Origin of the sequence: Paenibacillus sp. AD87 (assembly GCF_001659845.1) — a bacterium.
In the GTDB taxonomy this organism is placed as follows: Bacteria; Bacillota; Bacilli; order Paenibacillales; family Paenibacillaceae; genus Paenibacillus; species Paenibacillus marchantiae.
This window is the reverse complement of record NZ_LXQN01000007.1, coordinates 2,983,707-3,000,720: the sequence shown is the minus strand read 5'-3', so window position 1 is coordinate 3,000,720 and position 17,014 is coordinate 2,983,707. Positions and strand designations below refer to the sequence as shown.

Genomic DNA, 17,014 nt, shown 5'->3' with positions numbered 1-17,014 from the left:
ACTCCTTCAATTTAAATTTATGAAAAAACACAAAAAGGCCCTTCATCCGTAAGGGACGAAGAAGCCGTGGTACCACCCTAATTAGAAACGGTCCTGCTGATTGAATACAGCCGATCTGTTTCTCACTTTGACCTTTTAACGCAAGGAACGGATTGTCCTAGAAGCTATATCCATGAGGAGCAGCTCTTCAGCAATCGGCTCGGGAGTGAACTTCGGCGGCATGTTCCTTTCGGGTGCTCTCAGTCTTCGGCACCACGTCCCTGTAATGAACGATAACTCCGCGTACTCTTTCCGTCATAGCCTGTATGAATAATGATGTTTGGTTCTGTATTTCATGATGCACGTTATGAATTGAAGTTATACTAGCATCTCATGTTCCATGTCTGCAAGAAGCTGAATTAATGCCATGCATCAATAACGCTTTACCGTGACAGATTGAACATGCACGTTCAGAGTTGCGTGAGATTTACTAATATCTCCATGGGAATAGTATTCGCAAGGGTTTGCCATTCGAAGTATAATATAAGGTAATATAAGTGAATTCAAGCGAATGAGAATAAGAGGAGAAGTTATGAATAAAACGATTTCGGATATCGCCCAAATGGCAGGCGTGGCGAAGAGCACCGTCTCTCGTTTCCTGAATGGTGGTTCTGTTAGTGATGATACACGGCAGAAAATTGAGCGTATTATTAAACAATACAATTACGTACCCAATACGTTCGCACAGAGTCTTAAAGCCAAAAAAACCAGTATTATTGGAACGGTTGTTCCTCGTCTGGATTCCTTTGCAACCTCTCAGACATTGATCGGCATCGATGAAGAATTAAGAAATAATCAGTATCAGATGCTAATCGCGAATACGAGCCAGGATATGCAGCGCGAGATTGATGCCATATATGACTTTGCCAGACAGAAGGTATCCGGCATTATTCTGCTTGCCGCAGAAGTGACCGATGCACATCTCAAAGCCGTTGAAGACATCGGAATTCCAGTGCTATTGGTAGGGCAGCAGCATGAACAGTTACACAGTCTGGTTCATAATGATGATCAGGCGGGGTATGAGATGGGTAAACATGTTGTGGAAAAGGGCCATCGGAAAATCGTCTATATTGGCGTTACCGAGAGAGATCAGGCAGTGGGTATCCATCGCAAACAGGGGTTCAAGCGTGCGATCGACGAATGCGGTGGATGTGATGTGACATATTACGAGACAAGCTTTAAAATGTCCGAGGCGATCATTACCGCAGAAGCGATTTTGAAAAAAAGCAAACCGACGATTATTGTGGGCGCAACAGATAACATCGCACTGGGTGTGATGAAGATTGCTTTTTCCAATAAGATACAAATCCCGCAGGATTTATCGGTTACCGGATTTGGTGGGTATGAAATTACCGAGATGATTCATCCTACACTAACGACAGTAAAATATCATTATTTTGAGGCAGGTCAAGTGGCGGCCCAGCACATTATTCGTCTGGTACAAGGCGATCCGGTGGAGCAGTGCACGATTCTTGATGTGGAGATTATTCCACGAGAAAGCGTTGACAAGATATAAATGAATCCTTTATGATAATTCCATCGAACCGGTTCCAAAAAAAATGTCCGCTACGGATATGGGAACACAGGGGCAGGCGAAAAAAGCCGTATGGAATTATTTTTTTGAGCGCGTTGGAACCGGTTCCTCTGATTTTTTGGATTTTTAAATAAATTAAATTAAGAGTTACACGATCACGGAGAGGGCAGAAAAAATCTGTAGAAACGTAGTGTTCGCCTTTATCCCCGGATTTCACCCTTTAGAAAAGGGATCAAGGAAATCTGGGGATAACAGCGATCGAAGGATTGTTCTGCCATTGAAGTGGCCAAGTGTAAAATTTCTTGCTCTAATTTATATTAGCTAGGATGGAGAACACTTTTTATGAAAATGACTAGAGAGCAACGCTACAGACGAATCGAGCAGGCAGAGCCTGGAGAAATAGGCAAGCTGGAAGCTTTGATCTCTGCTTGTCCGTGGAGACAGCATTACCATATCCAGCCGATAACCGGACTTCTTAACGATCCTAACGGATTCTCTTATTATCAGGGATATTATCATCTGTTCTATCAGTGGTTCCCGCTCGGGACCGAGCATGGAATGAAGTATTGGTACCATACCCGTTCAACGGATCTGGTGCACTGGGAAGAAGTCGGAATCGGAATCGAGCCGGGCGACACATATGATTCACACGGGGCATATTCGGGCAGTGCTATTGAAAAAGATGGCCAGCTCAATCTGCTATACACAGGTAATACAAGAGATGAGGACTGGATCAGGCATCCGTATCAGTGTCTGGCGATTATGCATGAAAGCGGTTCAATAACCAAAGTTCATCAACCTGTGATTTCTGAAGTACCTTCTGGTTACACGGAACATTTCAGAGACCCCAAGGCTTGGCAGCAGGGTGACACGTATTATTGTGTGATTGGAGCCCAGCGTGTAGATGAAAAGGGATGCACCGTATTATATCGCTCGTCAGATCTCAGAAACTGGACGTTTCTTGGAGAGATTCATACTGGGCTACCTAACTTTGGCTACATGTGGGAGTGCCCCGATTATATGGAGATGCAGGGTAAGGGTGTGCTGATCTTTTCGCCGCAGGGAATAGAGAGTCAGGGAGATGAGTATCAGAACATTTTTCAGTCGGGCTATCTGATTGGCGAACCACTGGATCTTCAGACAAGGCACTTCGAACATGGTTCATTTCAGGAGCTGGATCGTGGATTTGACTTTTATGCCCCGCAGACGATGCAGGCGCCAGATGGAAGACGAATTTTGGTGGGCTGGATGGGACTTCCCGATTTGGAGTATCCGACAGATAAGAGTGGATGGGCACATTGCCTAACAATTCCGCGGCAGTTGTCACTCCGGGAGGGGAAATTAATTCAGCAGCCAGTCTTTGAAATGGTGAAGCTGCGTGGGGATTCTGAAGGGACTCACATGGAATTCACAATGGATCATGAGACTCGATCTTTCGCAGACTTTGCTGGAATGGCTTATGAATTGGAATGTGAAATCCGTAATTTTGACGCAGAGGTTGTAGGCATTGAATTGCGGGCGAGTGCAGAAGAGAAGACCGTGTTGCAGTATGATCGGTTGACTCAGAAAGTAACCCTGAATCGTTCGCAGTCAGGCGCCACGCTCGCGGATCAGAACGGGAATATTCGGCGCTGCGCATTGAATGCAGACGTGCTTAAGTTCCATATCTTTGTGGATTCTTCTTCTGTTGAGATCTTTGTCAATGATGGAGAAGAGGTATTCACAAGCCGTATCTTCCCAAGCAAGGAAAGTGTGGAGATTCGCTTCTTTGCACATGAAGGCAAGGCAGGATTTCAGGCATCAAAATGGGATTATTAGATATAACGTGAGAGGAATGAAGAACCATGTCGGATAATCAGCAGATTGCCCAGGACGTTATTCGTGCCATCGGGGGCAAAGAAAATATCGCATCATTTGCACACTGTGCAACACGTCTTCGGATCATGGTGAATGACAAGGACAAGATTGATCAGAAGCAGGTCGAGAACATCGACAAAGTGAAAGGGGCCTTTTTCAACTCGGGCCAGTATCAGATCATTTTTGGAACAGGAACAGTGAACCGGATATTTGAAGAGGTTGAGAAGCTGGGCATCGAAGGGTCTTCCAAGGAAGACGTGAAGAGTCAGGGAAAAAAGGAAGGCAATGCTTTTCAACGGGCCATTCGCACGTTTGGTGACGTTTTTGTACCGATTATTCCTGTGCTGGTCGCAACGGGGCTCTTCATGGGTCTGCGCGGGCTGCTCACTCAAAATGAAATTCTATCGCTATTTGGTGCAACACCGGAGGAGATTTCGCCCAATTTCTTATTATTTACTCAAATCCTGACGGACACGGCATTTGCATTTCTGCCTGCACTTGTAGCCTGGTCTGCGTTCCGCGTGTTTGGCGGGAGTCCGGTTCTCGGCATCGTTTTGGGTCTAATGCTTGTGAATCCGGCGCTTCCGAATGCATACGCTGTGGCCGATGGATCAGCACAACCGCTGCATATGTTCGGATTCATACCGGTGGTCGGGTATCAGGGTTCCGTACTGCCTGCGTTCTTCGTCGGATTGATCGGAGCGAAGTTTGAGAAGGTTCTAAGAAGACGCGTGCCAGAGGCGCTCGACTTAATTCTTACCCCTTTTATTACACTGACGGTCATGATTACACTTGGTCTCTTCGCGATTGGTCCGGTTTTCCATTCCCTGGAGGAGTGGGTTCTGCATGGAACAACAGCCGTATTGGGACTGCCATTTGGTATTGCGGGCATTATTATTGGTTTTTTCCATCAAATTATTGTCGTTACCGGTGTACATCACATCTTTAACTTTCTGGAGATTCAATTGCTGGAGAAAACGGGCTTTAATCCGTTCAACGCGATTATTACCTGTGCTATGGCTGCGCAAGGAGCGGCTTGTCTGGCGGTGGGGTTGAAGACCAAAAATACAAAGCTGAAAGCACTCGCACTGCCTTCGTCATTCTCTGCATTTCTAGGGATTACCGAACCTGCTATCTTCGGGGTTAACTTGCGGTATATGAAACCGTTTATCATGGGCCTTGTCGGAGGCGCTGTCGGTGGATTTATCGCGTCATTGTTCCATTTGCAAGGTACAGGTATGGCGGTAACGGTTATTCCGGGCACCCTGCTGTATTTGAACAGTCAATTGCCTTTGTACATTTTGTCCAACGTGGTGGCCATGGGAATTGCATTTGCACTTACCTGGTTCTTCGGATATAAGGATCAGCCGGTTGCGGAGGAAGTTCCGAGCAATGCTGGAGATGAGAGCAAGACGGAAGTTCTGTCGCAAAAGTCAAACTCCTCTGCCAGCCAGGCCGTTAACCATCGCACCAAGGTAGATTTGTTGGAAATTGCATCACCGATCACAGGCACAGCTGTTGCTTTGGAGCAGGTTCCTGATCCTGCATTCTCGGAAAAGCATATGGGAGAAGGGATCGCTATCGAGCCTTCTGAGGGCAACGTATTTGCACCTTTTGACGGCGTCATCGCTCATGTGATGAATAAAAGCAAACATGCCGTAATCCTGGAACACGAAACCGGTGTTCAGATGCTTGTGCATATTGGAATTAATACCGTTGGACTGAAGGGTGAAGGTTTTACCGCATATGTGAATAGCGGAGACACCGTAACCGCAGGTCAACTTTTGATTGAATTTGACATGGAAGCGATACAGGCTGCCGGGCTGCCGTTGATTACACCTGTGCTCATCCCGAATGGGAATGATAGGATCGAACAGGTGATGCCAACGATGACCGGCCCTGTTCAAGCTAATGGAGAAGCACTAATCGTTGTGAAATTTACTGAACCGCAATAAGCGTAAACTTTTGAAAAAGACAGGTTAAAAAATGCAAAAAGACCCGGTGTATATCACCAGGGTTTCTTTGCATTTTTATGTATCTTTTCTTCTAAACGGAAGGTATCAAAAAGAATAATACGTAAGTGCGTATTGCATCATAAAGGCACGAATTTCTTCCCGGTTTAACATCACATCAGATGTGCTGGCTTGCTCCAGGTTAAGAAGCAAATTGCTGACGGCTTCATGCAGGAAAAGCATGCGTTCATTTCCCCATAGCTCTTGATGCTTCTGGATATATTGAATGACCTGTGACAGTTTCATGCCTTTTAAAGCTCTGAACACCGAAGCCCATTTTACCAGATCAGAGGGATGGGAGCCTACAGGCAATTCAAATTCGGCAAAACCATGAACATTCCCGCATGAGATTTTGAACAATCCGCAGTAACAGGATGAATGTTCCCGCGCTATGAAAGGTAATTTTCGCATATCGTACCGAATAATCTCCATGGAACTAATCCGGGTATCAACACGAATCTCCGTTCGAATTTCCACATCACAGTCTGCAATCACACAATTCAACCTCCATAGGCAAAATCACCTTATCGTTTCTATTGTTTTTGTTATCCTGCCGATTATATTACGACTGAACACAGCTCAAGTAAAATCTACCGGAATGGATATACGCCTGATTTTCCGATTTTTGGTTTGGGATCCATACATGTAAGCGATTAACAAGAGATATATCTTCGTTTTGGACTCGAATAACTCGATTTTTTCTTCCGCTCATGACAGACCGAGTAACATGCCGCATGACAGCGTAAAGAGGAGATTAGTCAAGAAATCCTCACCTGGATTGTCTGGAATCGATCAGAACGGTGCAGAAATCGAATACCGTTCAATTGCAGAGATGTAGACAGAGGACTATGATTCGCACATAACGTACTCCAGATGGCATTTGCAGGATCTGATGTGAAGGCGAGGTTGGCGGCAATGGATGAAGCAATGATGGTGGTTTCGACAGGACACGGTGCGGCGGGAATGAATTTTGTGGATGTATTACTGAAGAGAGGATTTGCAGTTGTCGTGCTTGTACACAGTGAAGAAGAGGGGGAACAACTTCAATCGCTTGGTGCAGTTACTGTGCGTTACATTCAGGAAATGGCAGACCGTAACCAGCTTCCGCTTGAATTTGTAGTAAAAAGCGCCTTTGTATTCGAAAATAGCTTGCCGCAGTGCTGTCAGGACATTGAGCTGTGTCGCAGCTTGTGTCCGCAACAACTCTATGTCGTTTCTAGCAACAGGGCACCTGTTGGGCTTGTTTATAAAGGTCTGGGAGCAACATATGTCATTCACAGCCGGAGTGGAGATGTTTCATTTTTATTGTAAAGGCACTGATAGTGGGTCCTCGTCGCCAGTCAGATTAACCAAGGATAATAATGAAAAACGTTCTGCCCAGAGCCTCTTGCCCTGGACAGAACGTTTCGTGAATTCCAATATGCTGTAGATTGAGTTGTAAAATCCAATTAGGAAGAGATTCCGACAACACTGGAACCATTCTTTGTAATTTTGTACGTAATTACGTCTCCGCTCCAGAAGTGGAACTTGAGAATGACTTCTCCATTATTCGTTTCGTTGAAGAAGTTTTGTTTCAGTTCAATGACGTTGCTACTATAATTCGGACTGAAAGCGTAGGAAAATTCTTTGAATGAAGTCCAGTTTTGCGGACCCGCGTTTCCGCCACTTGTATAAGTTGCTTCCATGGTGGCCAACTGATTGCCATTAAAGGTAGTGGGAATCGCAAACGAGCTCGTTGTGCCCGTTACATTGCTCAGTTTAGGCGTGTCATACTTGATGATATTCAGGTTCCAGTTTGCACCTTTGTTGAATTTGACGGTCAACTTGGCATTAACCCCAAGATTGCCTGAGGTGGTCAGTCTGGTTAACAGGCTTGATTTCAATGTCAGCACATCACCACTGATCGTGTAATCTGTACCTTGAACAAGGGTAGTGCTGCCATTAGCAAGAGAGCTAAATGTATTGCCATTGAGATTCAGTTTTACTGTTTTATCCTGAATTGCAGCCCCTTTTTTCAGATAAACCAGATCAGATTCAGCTGTGGAGGAACGACCTGTCCAGCTTGCTTTCATTGTGTTATACAGATCCTGGTCAGACCAGGTGAAGCTGGTACGGCCAAAATGCTGTCCATTATCCCATAACATGGTGGTCATCTGTTTCTGACGCAGGTATTGGCCGATAAATTCGAAGAATTTCAGTTTCTCACCTTGCTCGATGACACCTGTGTGCTGATCAAAGCCGAGTAAGCCATACTCACCGACGATAACCGGAATACCTTTGGCTGTGAATGCATTGTACACTCGGTCAAATGTAGTCGTAATATCCTGTTGCACTTCAGCATTATATTTGGTGTAACCTGCGATATTCACACTGAATGGCCAGAAACCATAGTAGTGAACGGTAGCGATAATGTTAGGGTCATTTAATTTCGCAATTGTCTGAGATAATGCATCGAGATCTGGTTGAGCGGAAGAAGTATGCATCGTTGGGAGGACCAATGGACGTGTTGCATTGTTGCCGCCGGATGCTCTCACGATGTTATGAAAAGATACATTTAACTCATCCAGTAAAGCATACGCTGTAGCGGTATTCGTTGTACCACCTTCGGTGAAGCGAGGTTCATTTACACTTTCGAACATCAGCTTAGTGGATGAGTTTTTGAATTTGTTGGCAATTTGAGTCCAGGCAGAGTTGTAACGTGCAAGGACATTGGCATGGTCATTCTCCATATAGCTGATCCACTGCCATGAATCGTGATGGATATTGATCATGACATACAGATTGGCATCAAGCGCCCAGTTTACAACCTGTTGTACACGGTTCATGTAAACGGTATCAATAGTGTAGTTAGGAGCTCCACCTATATGAGCTTGCCAGGTCACTGGAATACGAATACTCTTATAGCCTTGATTAGCGATATTTTGAATCAGTTGCTGAGTAATTAGCGGGTTACCCCAGGCCGTCTCATCTGCACCAACAGCGTCCAGCGAGTTACCCAGATTCCAGCCCGGCTCCATCGCAGTAACATAGGACTGAATATTGGTTGGAGCAGCGGCTGCACTTGCCTGAATCGAGTCATCATTAGCAGCAGAAGCAATGGTGGATGAGAAGAGGGACAGGATCATCGCAGTCACGAGCGTGAGTGAGAGAGCCGATTTGCGGTTGTTTTTCATTAACATATTCTCCTTTGAGTTATAATCGTTGAACTAAAATAGGATGCTTGCAAAGATTGGCAATAAAGCTCAACAAAAAACAAGCCGTAAGCTTGTTAAAAACGCGGATCACCTCCAAATCAAAATTACTGAAAGCGTTTTCTGAATTGAAATATATCATGCTTTAATAGAAGATAATACCAGTATAATTGGTTAATATTTCATGTAAAAATTAGTGGTTATGACAATTTTGGAATATTATATGTGGTGCACGAAACAGGTTTTTTTGCATGAAAAACCTCCGTGGACAATAGCATGAACTCTACTTGAGATCGATTACCGATCTTTCTAGTCTTTGCTTAGTATTCGATGCGTCTTCGTATGTTGCAGGGACAACGTTCCATGCAGATGCAGGATATATATCACGCTTATTAAATTGACAATGGCCCTAATTCTTGCTAAAGTTTTATCCAATCCGCATAATTGTGATCTGGGAATGTTACCGATAAGGGCATAACCTGAGCTGGCTTGTATACACTGCAACGTGTATCCGGGCTGGTTCGGGTTTTTTGTATTTAAGTTGAACGAACAAACGATTTTACATTGGACACTGCGCAGCCAGAACAATCTTCCGATCGCTGTTATCCCCAGATTTTTTGATTCCCTTTTTAAAGGGAAAATCCGGCGATAAAGGCGAAGCGTATGCTTCCGAAGCAGCTTTCTGTCAGAAAGCTTTTAGCTTTGCTTCTCCAGATTTTTTCTGTCCTCTCCGTTTATGATGTAAATGTGTAGTTCAACTTAAATATTTTGTCTTATTAATGTTTCTTGCGATTTGAGCGGATAACAGAATTACATATTTGGAAGGAGAATACGGATGACTAATTTTAAGTTTCCAAAAGACTTTTTGTGGGGTGGAGCCATTGCTGCCAATCAGGCAGAGGGTGCATATCTGGAAGATGGCAAAGGGCTGAGCATTGTTGACTTGCTGCCGACAGGAGAGAATCGCAGAAGCATCATGAAGGGTAATGTCCTTGCATTAACCCCGCTGGAAACCGAGTTTTATCCTTCGCATGAAGCAATTGATTTCTACCATCGTTATCCCGAGGATATCGCGCTGTTTGCCGAGATGGGCTTCAAAGCGCTGCGTGTGTCCATTGCCTGGGCGCGGATTTTCCCAACCGGAGAAGATGCACAGCCGAATGAAGCGGGTTTGCAATTTTATGATCGATTATTCGATGAACTGTTGAAGCATGGTATCGAGCCTGTAGTAACACTTGCTCACTTCGATGTACCGGTTAATCTGATTGAGAAATATGGCAGCTGGAGAAGCCGTGAGTTGGTGACTCTGTTCGAAACCTACGCGAAAACCGTATTCAGCCGTTACAAGGACAAGGTGAAATACTGGATGACGTTCAATGAAATTAATATGCTGCTTCATCTGCCATTCCTTGGTGCTGGTCTGGTCTTCAAGGATGGCGATCATGTGAAAGAGATTCAGTATCAGGCAGCGCACCATCAATTGGTGGCCAGTGCACTGGCGGTTAAAGCCTGTCACGAGATCATCCCGGGCGCAATGATCGGCTGTATGCTTGCGGCAGGAAGCTTTTATCCTTATACCTGTAATCCGGATGATGTGTTCCAGGGCATGGAGAAAGACAGGGAGTCTTATTTCTTCATTGATGTTCAGTCGCGTGGAGAGTACCCGGGTTATGCCAAACGTTTCTTCAAGGATCATGGGTTGAGTATTAACATGCAGCCTGGTGATGCGGAAATTCTGAAAAACCATACGGTTGATTATATCGGATTTAGTTATTATTCAAGTCGTACAACCTCCACAGACCCGGAAGTCGTCAAAAACATGACGAGCGGCAATGTATTTGGTTCTGTAGCGAATCCATATTTGGCAAAATCGGAATGGGGCTGGACGATTGATCCCAAAGGCATCCGTATTACAGCCAATCAACTGCATGACCGATATCAAAAACCGCTGTTTGTTGTAGAGAATGGATTTGGAGCCAATGACGTGGTTACCCCTGAAGGTGAGGTTGATGATGCGTACCGGATTGATTATCTGAAACGCCATGTTGCCGAGATGGGTGAAGCTATTCAGGATGGTGTAGAGATCATTGGTTATACAAGCTGGGGGCCAATTGATATTGTCAGCGCTTCTTCAGGAGAGATGAGAAAACGCTATGGTTACATCTATGTGGACCGTGACAATGAAGGTAAGGGTGACTTGAAGCGGATCAAGAAAAAGAGCTTCCATTGGTACAAAAATGTGATTGAATCAGATGGCAGCAATTTAGAACAGGAATAAGCAGGGAAAAAACAGGGACATTCTCCATGATCATATCGGAAGGACCACTTTTCATGGAACTTCCGATTGTTCCCTCGTTGAAAGCGTTGACATTTGTGTCTCTTCGCGCTATACTTGACGCAATTATATCGTTTTGGGATTGTTACTACTTGAAGTAGGCAAAACCTAAGCACCAAAAAAACAGACGTACATGTCTTGTTTATTTTGTGATGCTTCAGGTTTTTTTTGTATGCCCAAAAGGCGATATATGACTGCCAAGAGAGTGGACCGTGACGGGGGGATTGAAGTGAAAATAGCAAAGGTTATCAACAATAACGTCATTAGCATCTATCAGGCGGATGGAGCAGAGCTTGTAGTGATGGGGCGTGGGATTGCCTTTAAGAAAAAGCCCGGGGATAAAGTAGACGAGACCCGCATCCAGAAAGTATTTGCGCTTAAAAACAAGCAGACATCCGACAATTTCAAAATGCTGCTGCGCGAAGTGCCAATGGAACTGATCGAAATTGTGGAAGAAATTATTACTTACGCCAAAGAGAATCTGGGCCGTAATCTGAATGAAAATATCTACGTTTCCCTAACAGATCATATTAACTTTGCGATTGAACGATATCGTGAAGGGGTTGAAATCAAGAATGCACTGATGTGGGAAATCAAACAGCTGTACAAGGCTGAGTTTGGACTGGGTCTGAAAACGCTGGAGCAGATCAAGTCCAGACTCAATATCGAGCTTCCACCGGATGAAGCAGCGTATATAGCCCTGCATGTTGTCAATGCGGAGATGAATGAAGAAGTTATTACAACGATGAACATCACGAAGTTTATTCAGCAGATTATTAATATAGCGAAATATCACTTCAAGATGGAATTCGATGAAGAGTCTCTCAGCTATTTTCGCTTCATTACGCATCTGAAATTCTTCTCCCAGAGGGTATTAAGCGGGACGCATTATGACAACAATTATGACCACTTTTACGACATGATCAAAGAGAAGCACCCGGAAGCGGCGGCATGTACGGAGAAAATCGAAATGTTCGTCAACAAGGAATATAACCATCAGCTCACCAACGAAGAGAAATTGTATCTGACCGTCCACATTGAACGAGTCGTTAATCGATAATAATTAAAATGTTGACAAATTTGGTTAAATCATAATAATATGAGATTAACAGGAATTGAATACGATTTAACTGGGATTGTTACTGGTTATGCAGGCAAAACCTAAGTCATGAGAAGGCAGGACCAATGTGTCCAAATCTTACTCAAGGCTTAGGTTTTTTGCGTGCAAAAAAATCGGTAAGGTGCCTGTTTTAGTAAATATGGGGGTGCACATCATGAGTCAGGAAAAACTCGCAAAAGAGATCGTCGAGCTGGTCGGCGGGGAAAAAAATGTGGTATCACTGGTACATTGCGCAACACGTTTGCGGTTTGTATTGAAGGATGATGCCAAGGCAGACAAAGCCAAGCTGGAAAAGACAGAAGGAATCATCGCAGTCAAAGAAAACGGGGGACAGTTTCAGGTGGTCGTGGGCAATAAGGTGCCTGAGGTTTACAGCGCCATTGGTCAGATCAGCAACATTTTGGATGACTCTTCCGAAAAGGAAAAGCCGAAGAAGTCCGCAAAAGGCTTAGGCGGCATTATCGATGTAATTTCCAGTATTTTCGCACCGCTGCTAGGGGTAATGGCGGGAGCTGGTATTTTGAAAGGGCTGCTGCTCATTGCAAGCAATGTCGGCTGGCTGGAAACAACGGAAACCACGTATAAGATCTTATTTGCAGCAGCAGACAGCCTGTTTTATTTCTTACCTTTGCTGTTAGCGGTTACAACCGCTCGCAAATTCCAGGGTAACATGTTTGTAGCAATGACCATTGCTGGCGCATTAATCTATCCTTCCATCGTCACGCTCAAGGCGGAGGGAACGCCAACCGATTTCTTCGGTATTCCTGTCATTTTGATGAATTATTCATCTACCGTTATCCCTATTATTCTGGCAGTCATCGTTATGAGCAAATTGGAGAAATTCTTCAATAAAGTTCTTCACGAAAGTGTGAAAAATTTTGTCACTCCATTATTTTTGCTTGTTATTATGGTACCTCTTACCTTGCTCGTATTCGGTCCATTTGGAGTATATGTAGGTAATGCCATTGCATCAGGACTTGTGGCCGCCTTTGGATTCAGTCCTCTATTAGCAGGAGCAGTTATGGGTGCAAGCTGGCAGCTGCTCGTTATTTTCGGAATTCATTGGGGACTCATTCCCGTATTTATTAACAACGTTGCTGTATATGGACGCGATGGTGTCAAACCGGCTGCGACGGCTTCCATCTTCGCACAGACCGGAGCTGCATTCGGCGTTATGTTGAAAACCAAAAATAAGAAGCTGAAAACGCTGGCGGGTTCATCGACATTGACGGCCTTGTTCGGGATTACCGAGCCTGCCATCTATGGTGTCACTCTGCCACTCAAACGTCCATTCATCGCAGGAGTGATCGGGGGTGCTGTTGGTGGGGCCATCATTGGTCAGGCAGGTACTCAGGCATTTGCTTCGGGCGCTCCAGGATTACTGACTTTGCCTATCTTCTATGGACCAGGTGGAGAGGGCTTCCCTGGACTGATTCTTGGGATCTGTGTATCCTTTGTTGTTTCGGCTGCATTGACGTACATTATGGGATTCAAAGATCCGGTGGAAGAGGAAGAACAAGAAAAAAGCACGGAATCCACCAATGCATCAGTAAGAACAGCGGATTCCTTGGATCAAGAAGTTCTTAGCCCGATTGAGGGAACCATTGTTGAACTGACTGAGGTGCCAGATCCGGCATTTTCATCCGGCGCGATGGGCAAAGGCATTGCGATTGAGCCAGCAGTTGGCCGAGTCGTTGCTCCTTTTGACGGTACTATTACCGTGGCTTTCAAAAAGAAACATGCCCTGGCTGTTGTATCGGATACAGGTGCGGAGATTTTGGTTCATGTTGGGGTGGATACCGTCAAGCTCGATGGTCAGCACTTTACATCACATATTCAGGAAGGAGATCGGGTTAAAGCAGGAGATTTGCTGCTGGAATTCGATATCGCTGCAATCAAGGCCGCTGGTTATCATACGGTAACCCCTATAATTGTTACGAATTCTGCGAATTATGAGGAAGTGGTTCCTTTGACTACGGGACAAGTTCGGGTTCAAGAGCCTTTACTTACCCTGTATGGAAGAAAGGGACAGGAACAAGAGTAAAAATAACAAAAGCCGTGTCCTACGTGGAACAGAACATTTTCTGTTTACGTGGACGCGGCTTTTTTTGCTGTTACCCAATCAAATTCATCAGATCCTGAACCTGTCCCATCATGGAGATTGGATCTTCCCGAAGCCAGTCCTCCGTCATACGGTAAACCTGACCGTTCTGCACTGCCGGAAGCTGCTGCCAATACTTGCTGCGTTCAAGCTGTTCAAACTGTCGGATGGATTCCGGGTCGCCCGACACAACGATAAAGAGATGATCACCCGCATACTTATGCAATTGATCCAAAGGAATATCTTCTTTGAACGGATGAGATTTATTTTGCTGGGCTGCCAGCACCGGAGCAGGTGGTTTTAATTGCAAATCACGATATAACACACCTACGTCGTAGTAGACCTGGAAGGTAGCGGGAAGTCCTCTCATCCAGAAGAATGAAACTGTTTGGTCACCATCTTGAAGAGGAGACAAGACTCTTTGGGTTTCCTTGATCTTGTTCATATAGCTTTCCATCCAGGCTTCTGCCACAGATGTCCTTCCAGTCAAATCCGCAATAAGACGAAAGCGTTCAAAGAAGGGCAGGGACCAGGGAACATCCAGTGTAGGAGCAATTTTGGAGTATTCGGCATAATGATGCCCGTTAAAAGTCACGATGAGATCGGGTTTCAGCTCCGATATCTTATCCATATATGGCGTTACCACGGAATTTCCAATCGAAGGAACACCTCGCACATGACCCTGGTAATAACGGCAGTCTAGCAATTGGTAAGGTGCACCAATAGGTGTTATGCCGAGCGCCAGCAGCTCACCCAGGAACTGAAAGGAGGCGACACGCATTGTATGCTTTCTTAAATGAATATATAAACGCGGCGATACACCGGTATATTGCTTGAAGCTGCGACTGAAATGAAAAGGATCGCGGAATCCGATGTGTCCTGCAATTTCCTGAATCGAATCGTTTGATTCCAGCAGACGTTTTTTGGCACGATTCATTCGCAAGGCATTCAAATATTGGATAGGGCTCTGTCCGGTGTGCTCACGAAAAAGACGTGAAAAATGGCGTGTGGATAGCCCAGTCTCTGCGGCAAGTTGATCCAAAGTATAGTCAAGTGTAACGGATTGTTCCAACCGTTGAAGGAGTGTATCTACGGCCTGTATGCTGCGATGTTCTTTATCCATCGTGTCGGCTTTCATGGCTAGTAAAATCAATTCCTGAAACAGCACATGTTTGCTGTAGTTTTCCTTTTCATCGCAAAGATCCTCCACGGGATGCAGCAAGTGTACCAATTGAATCATGCGAGAAACATGTTCAGGGTATACTTGTCCTTGCGCTAATGCAGCCATTCGGGGCGTACCCTGAACAGGCACGGGCAGAGGTTCGAATTCAACGCTATATACTTGCAGAGGAAGATCTGATAGACTCTCAAGCTGCACTTCCATACCGGGATGAAATAGAAAGCAGTTTCCTGGCATAACCTCAGTCTGTTTATCCATGGAATGGACTTTACCACGCCCTTCGGTGATGATCATCAATGTATGACGGTGTATTGATTTTGTACACGGACCGGATATCGCATTGCAGTATGTCCCTGTAAGTATATAGACCAGCGAAATCATGGTATCCCTCCTCAAAAGCTGAAAAGAAGCTCTTCAGGCAGGATCGCTGAAGAACTTCTCCTCTATTGTATATGATGTGATTAATATCTTTTATTTGGTGAGCAATTGAACGGCATCATCCAATTGAGCACTGAGAGACATCACGTCGTAAGAGAACCATAGGCTCTCATCAACCACGTAAACTTTATTATTTTTGACGGCAGGCAGTGAGTGCCACAACTGGCTATCATCCACCTCTTTCAGGAAATCAGGATCATTATCGAATCTTACCACAAACAGTCGATCTGCTGAAGCATATTCCGGCAGTTTCTCAAGAGAGATGTTGATGCCGAGTTCATGATTCCCTTTTGCCCATTCCTCTTTGACGGTATCCGTCATGTTGAACTTCAGAGCATCATATAAGGTATAACCGACATTAGCGTTCCCGTACACTCTGAGTTGACCTTTTTCAAATCCGCCAATAACCACAACGCCGAATGTCTCATCTGGTGAAACGAAGGAAGAAAGCTTGGTCCGTGCCTCTTCGGATTTCTGATTAAATGCTTGAATCCATTCCTGTGCCTGTTCGCTTCTGCCAAAAACGTCAGCCACTGACTTGAAATGTTGGAATGCATCGGCACCTTCCCATTGAACAACAACCGTAGGGGCAATCTTGGACAGCTGCTCCAATTGATCCTCATTCCACTCTGCAGCAATGATGAGGTCCGGCTGCAGTTCGAGTGCCTTTTCCAAATTCAGCTTATTGGAGACCCCGATATCTTCGATCCCTTCCAATTGATCTTGAATCGAGACATAGTTGTTAAGCAGATGTGATGCTGCCCCAGCGGGCTTAAGTCCTGCTGCCAGCATTTCCGGTAAATATTGTGTAGTGAGAACACGTTGGGGATGGGCTGGAATCGTTACCTCACGGCCCAGAGCATCCTTATATACGCGAGTTGCCGATTCTAAGGCAGTATCGGTTGACGTTTCTGTCTGCTGTGCAGAATTACCTTCAGTAGAAGGTGATGATGTTTGTTTCCCTTGACCGCAAGCGGAGAGAAGCAAGGTTAGCACAAGGATAATGCACGAAAGCTGGAGTTTATTTGGATGACGCAACATAATAATGAAATCCCCTTTTTCTTTTATAATGATAATCATTATCAATTATTATAGTCAAGACTTCTTTTGAAGAACATGTTGAATATGGACTTGAAGCATGGAAAATATGGACATGACGTTCTGGCACAAAAGAAAATACCTCCAAAAATTAATTTTGGAGGCATTT

At 44.9% G+C, this 17,014-nt stretch carries 11 protein-coding genes; 7 read left to right on the top strand and 4 right to left on the bottom strand.

Annotation, left to right across the window (positions count from 1 at the left end):
- Positions 1-571 precede the first annotated feature (571 nt).
- From gpAD87_RS12960 to gpAD87_RS12950, 3 genes are all read left to right on the top strand, one after another.
- Positions 572-1,555, top strand: a complete 984-nt coding sequence (locus tag gpAD87_RS12960) for a LacI family DNA-binding transcriptional regulator (protein ID WP_063563502.1) — start codon at positions 572-574, stop codon at positions 1,553-1,555.
- A gap of 360 nt (positions 1,556-1,915) precedes the next feature.
- Entirely contained in the window at positions 1,916-3,391 is a 1,476-nt protein-coding gene (locus gpAD87_RS12955; RefSeq protein ID WP_064638763.1) for a glycoside hydrolase family 32 protein, read from the top strand.
- Positions 3,392-3,417: 26 nt separating this feature from the next.
- On the top strand, positions 3,418-5,385 hold the full coding sequence (locus gpAD87_RS12950; RefSeq protein ID WP_064638762.1) for a sucrose-specific PTS transporter subunit IIBC: 1,968 nt from the start codon (positions 3,418-3,420) through the stop codon (positions 5,383-5,385).
- 105 nt (positions 5,386-5,490) lie between these two features.
- Here the strand turns inward: gpAD87_RS12950 and gpAD87_RS12945 are convergent, their stop codons facing one another.
- The gene (locus tag gpAD87_RS12945; protein ID WP_231952539.1) at positions 5,491-5,919 is read right to left on the bottom strand and encodes a hypothetical protein; all 429 of its coding nucleotides are present in this window, start codon (positions 5,917-5,919) and stop codon (positions 5,491-5,493) included.
- Positions 5,920-6,315: 396 nt separating this feature from the next.
- On the opposite strand from gpAD87_RS12945, the gene gpAD87_RS12940 reads away from it, so the two are divergent.
- Complete coding sequence (locus gpAD87_RS12940; protein ID WP_064638760.1) at positions 6,316-6,753, top strand: hypothetical protein; 438 nt, start codon at positions 6,316-6,318, stop codon at positions 6,751-6,753.
- Between the two features lie 137 nt (positions 6,754-6,890).
- Here the strand turns inward: gpAD87_RS12940 and gpAD87_RS12935 are convergent, their stop codons facing one another.
- Complete coding sequence (locus gpAD87_RS12935; protein ID WP_082935119.1) at positions 6,891-8,615, bottom strand: cellulase family glycosylhydrolase; 1,725 nt, start codon at positions 8,613-8,615, stop codon at positions 6,891-6,893.
- An 853-nt stretch (positions 8,616-9,468) separates the two neighbouring features.
- On the opposite strand from gpAD87_RS12935, the gene gpAD87_RS12930 reads away from it, so the two are divergent.
- The 3 genes from gpAD87_RS12930 to gpAD87_RS12920 all read left to right on the top strand — a co-directional run bounded on the left by gpAD87_RS12930 (position 9,469) and on the right by gpAD87_RS12920 (position 14,132).
- Positions 9,469-10,911: a 6-phospho-beta-glucosidase gene (locus tag gpAD87_RS12930; protein ID WP_064638758.1), complete on the top strand. Its 1,443-nt coding sequence runs from the start codon at positions 9,469-9,471 to the stop codon at positions 10,909-10,911.
- A gap of 286 nt (positions 10,912-11,197) precedes the next feature.
- Entirely contained in the window at positions 11,198-12,028 is an 831-nt protein-coding gene (gene licT, locus gpAD87_RS12925; RefSeq protein WP_064640898.1) for a BglG family transcription antiterminator LicT, read from the top strand.
- A 214-nt stretch (positions 12,029-12,242) separates the two neighbouring features.
- Complete coding sequence (locus gpAD87_RS12920; RefSeq protein WP_064638757.1) at positions 12,243-14,132, top strand: beta-glucoside-specific PTS transporter subunit IIABC; 1,890 nt, start codon at positions 12,243-12,245, stop codon at positions 14,130-14,132.
- A gap of 70 nt (positions 14,133-14,202) precedes the next feature.
- Here the strand turns inward: gpAD87_RS12920 and gpAD87_RS12915 are convergent, their stop codons facing one another.
- The gene (locus gpAD87_RS12915) at positions 14,203-15,750 is read right to left on the bottom strand and encodes a helix-turn-helix domain-containing protein (protein WP_064638756.1); all 1,548 of its coding nucleotides are present in this window, start codon (positions 15,748-15,750) and stop codon (positions 14,203-14,205) included.
- A 90-nt stretch (positions 15,751-15,840) separates the two neighbouring features.
- A complete protein-coding gene (locus gpAD87_RS12910) occupies positions 15,841-16,887 on the bottom strand; it encodes an ABC transporter substrate-binding protein (RefSeq protein ID WP_082935118.1) in 1,047 nt (348 codons plus the stop codon).
- Positions 16,888-17,014: the final 127 nt, after the last annotated feature.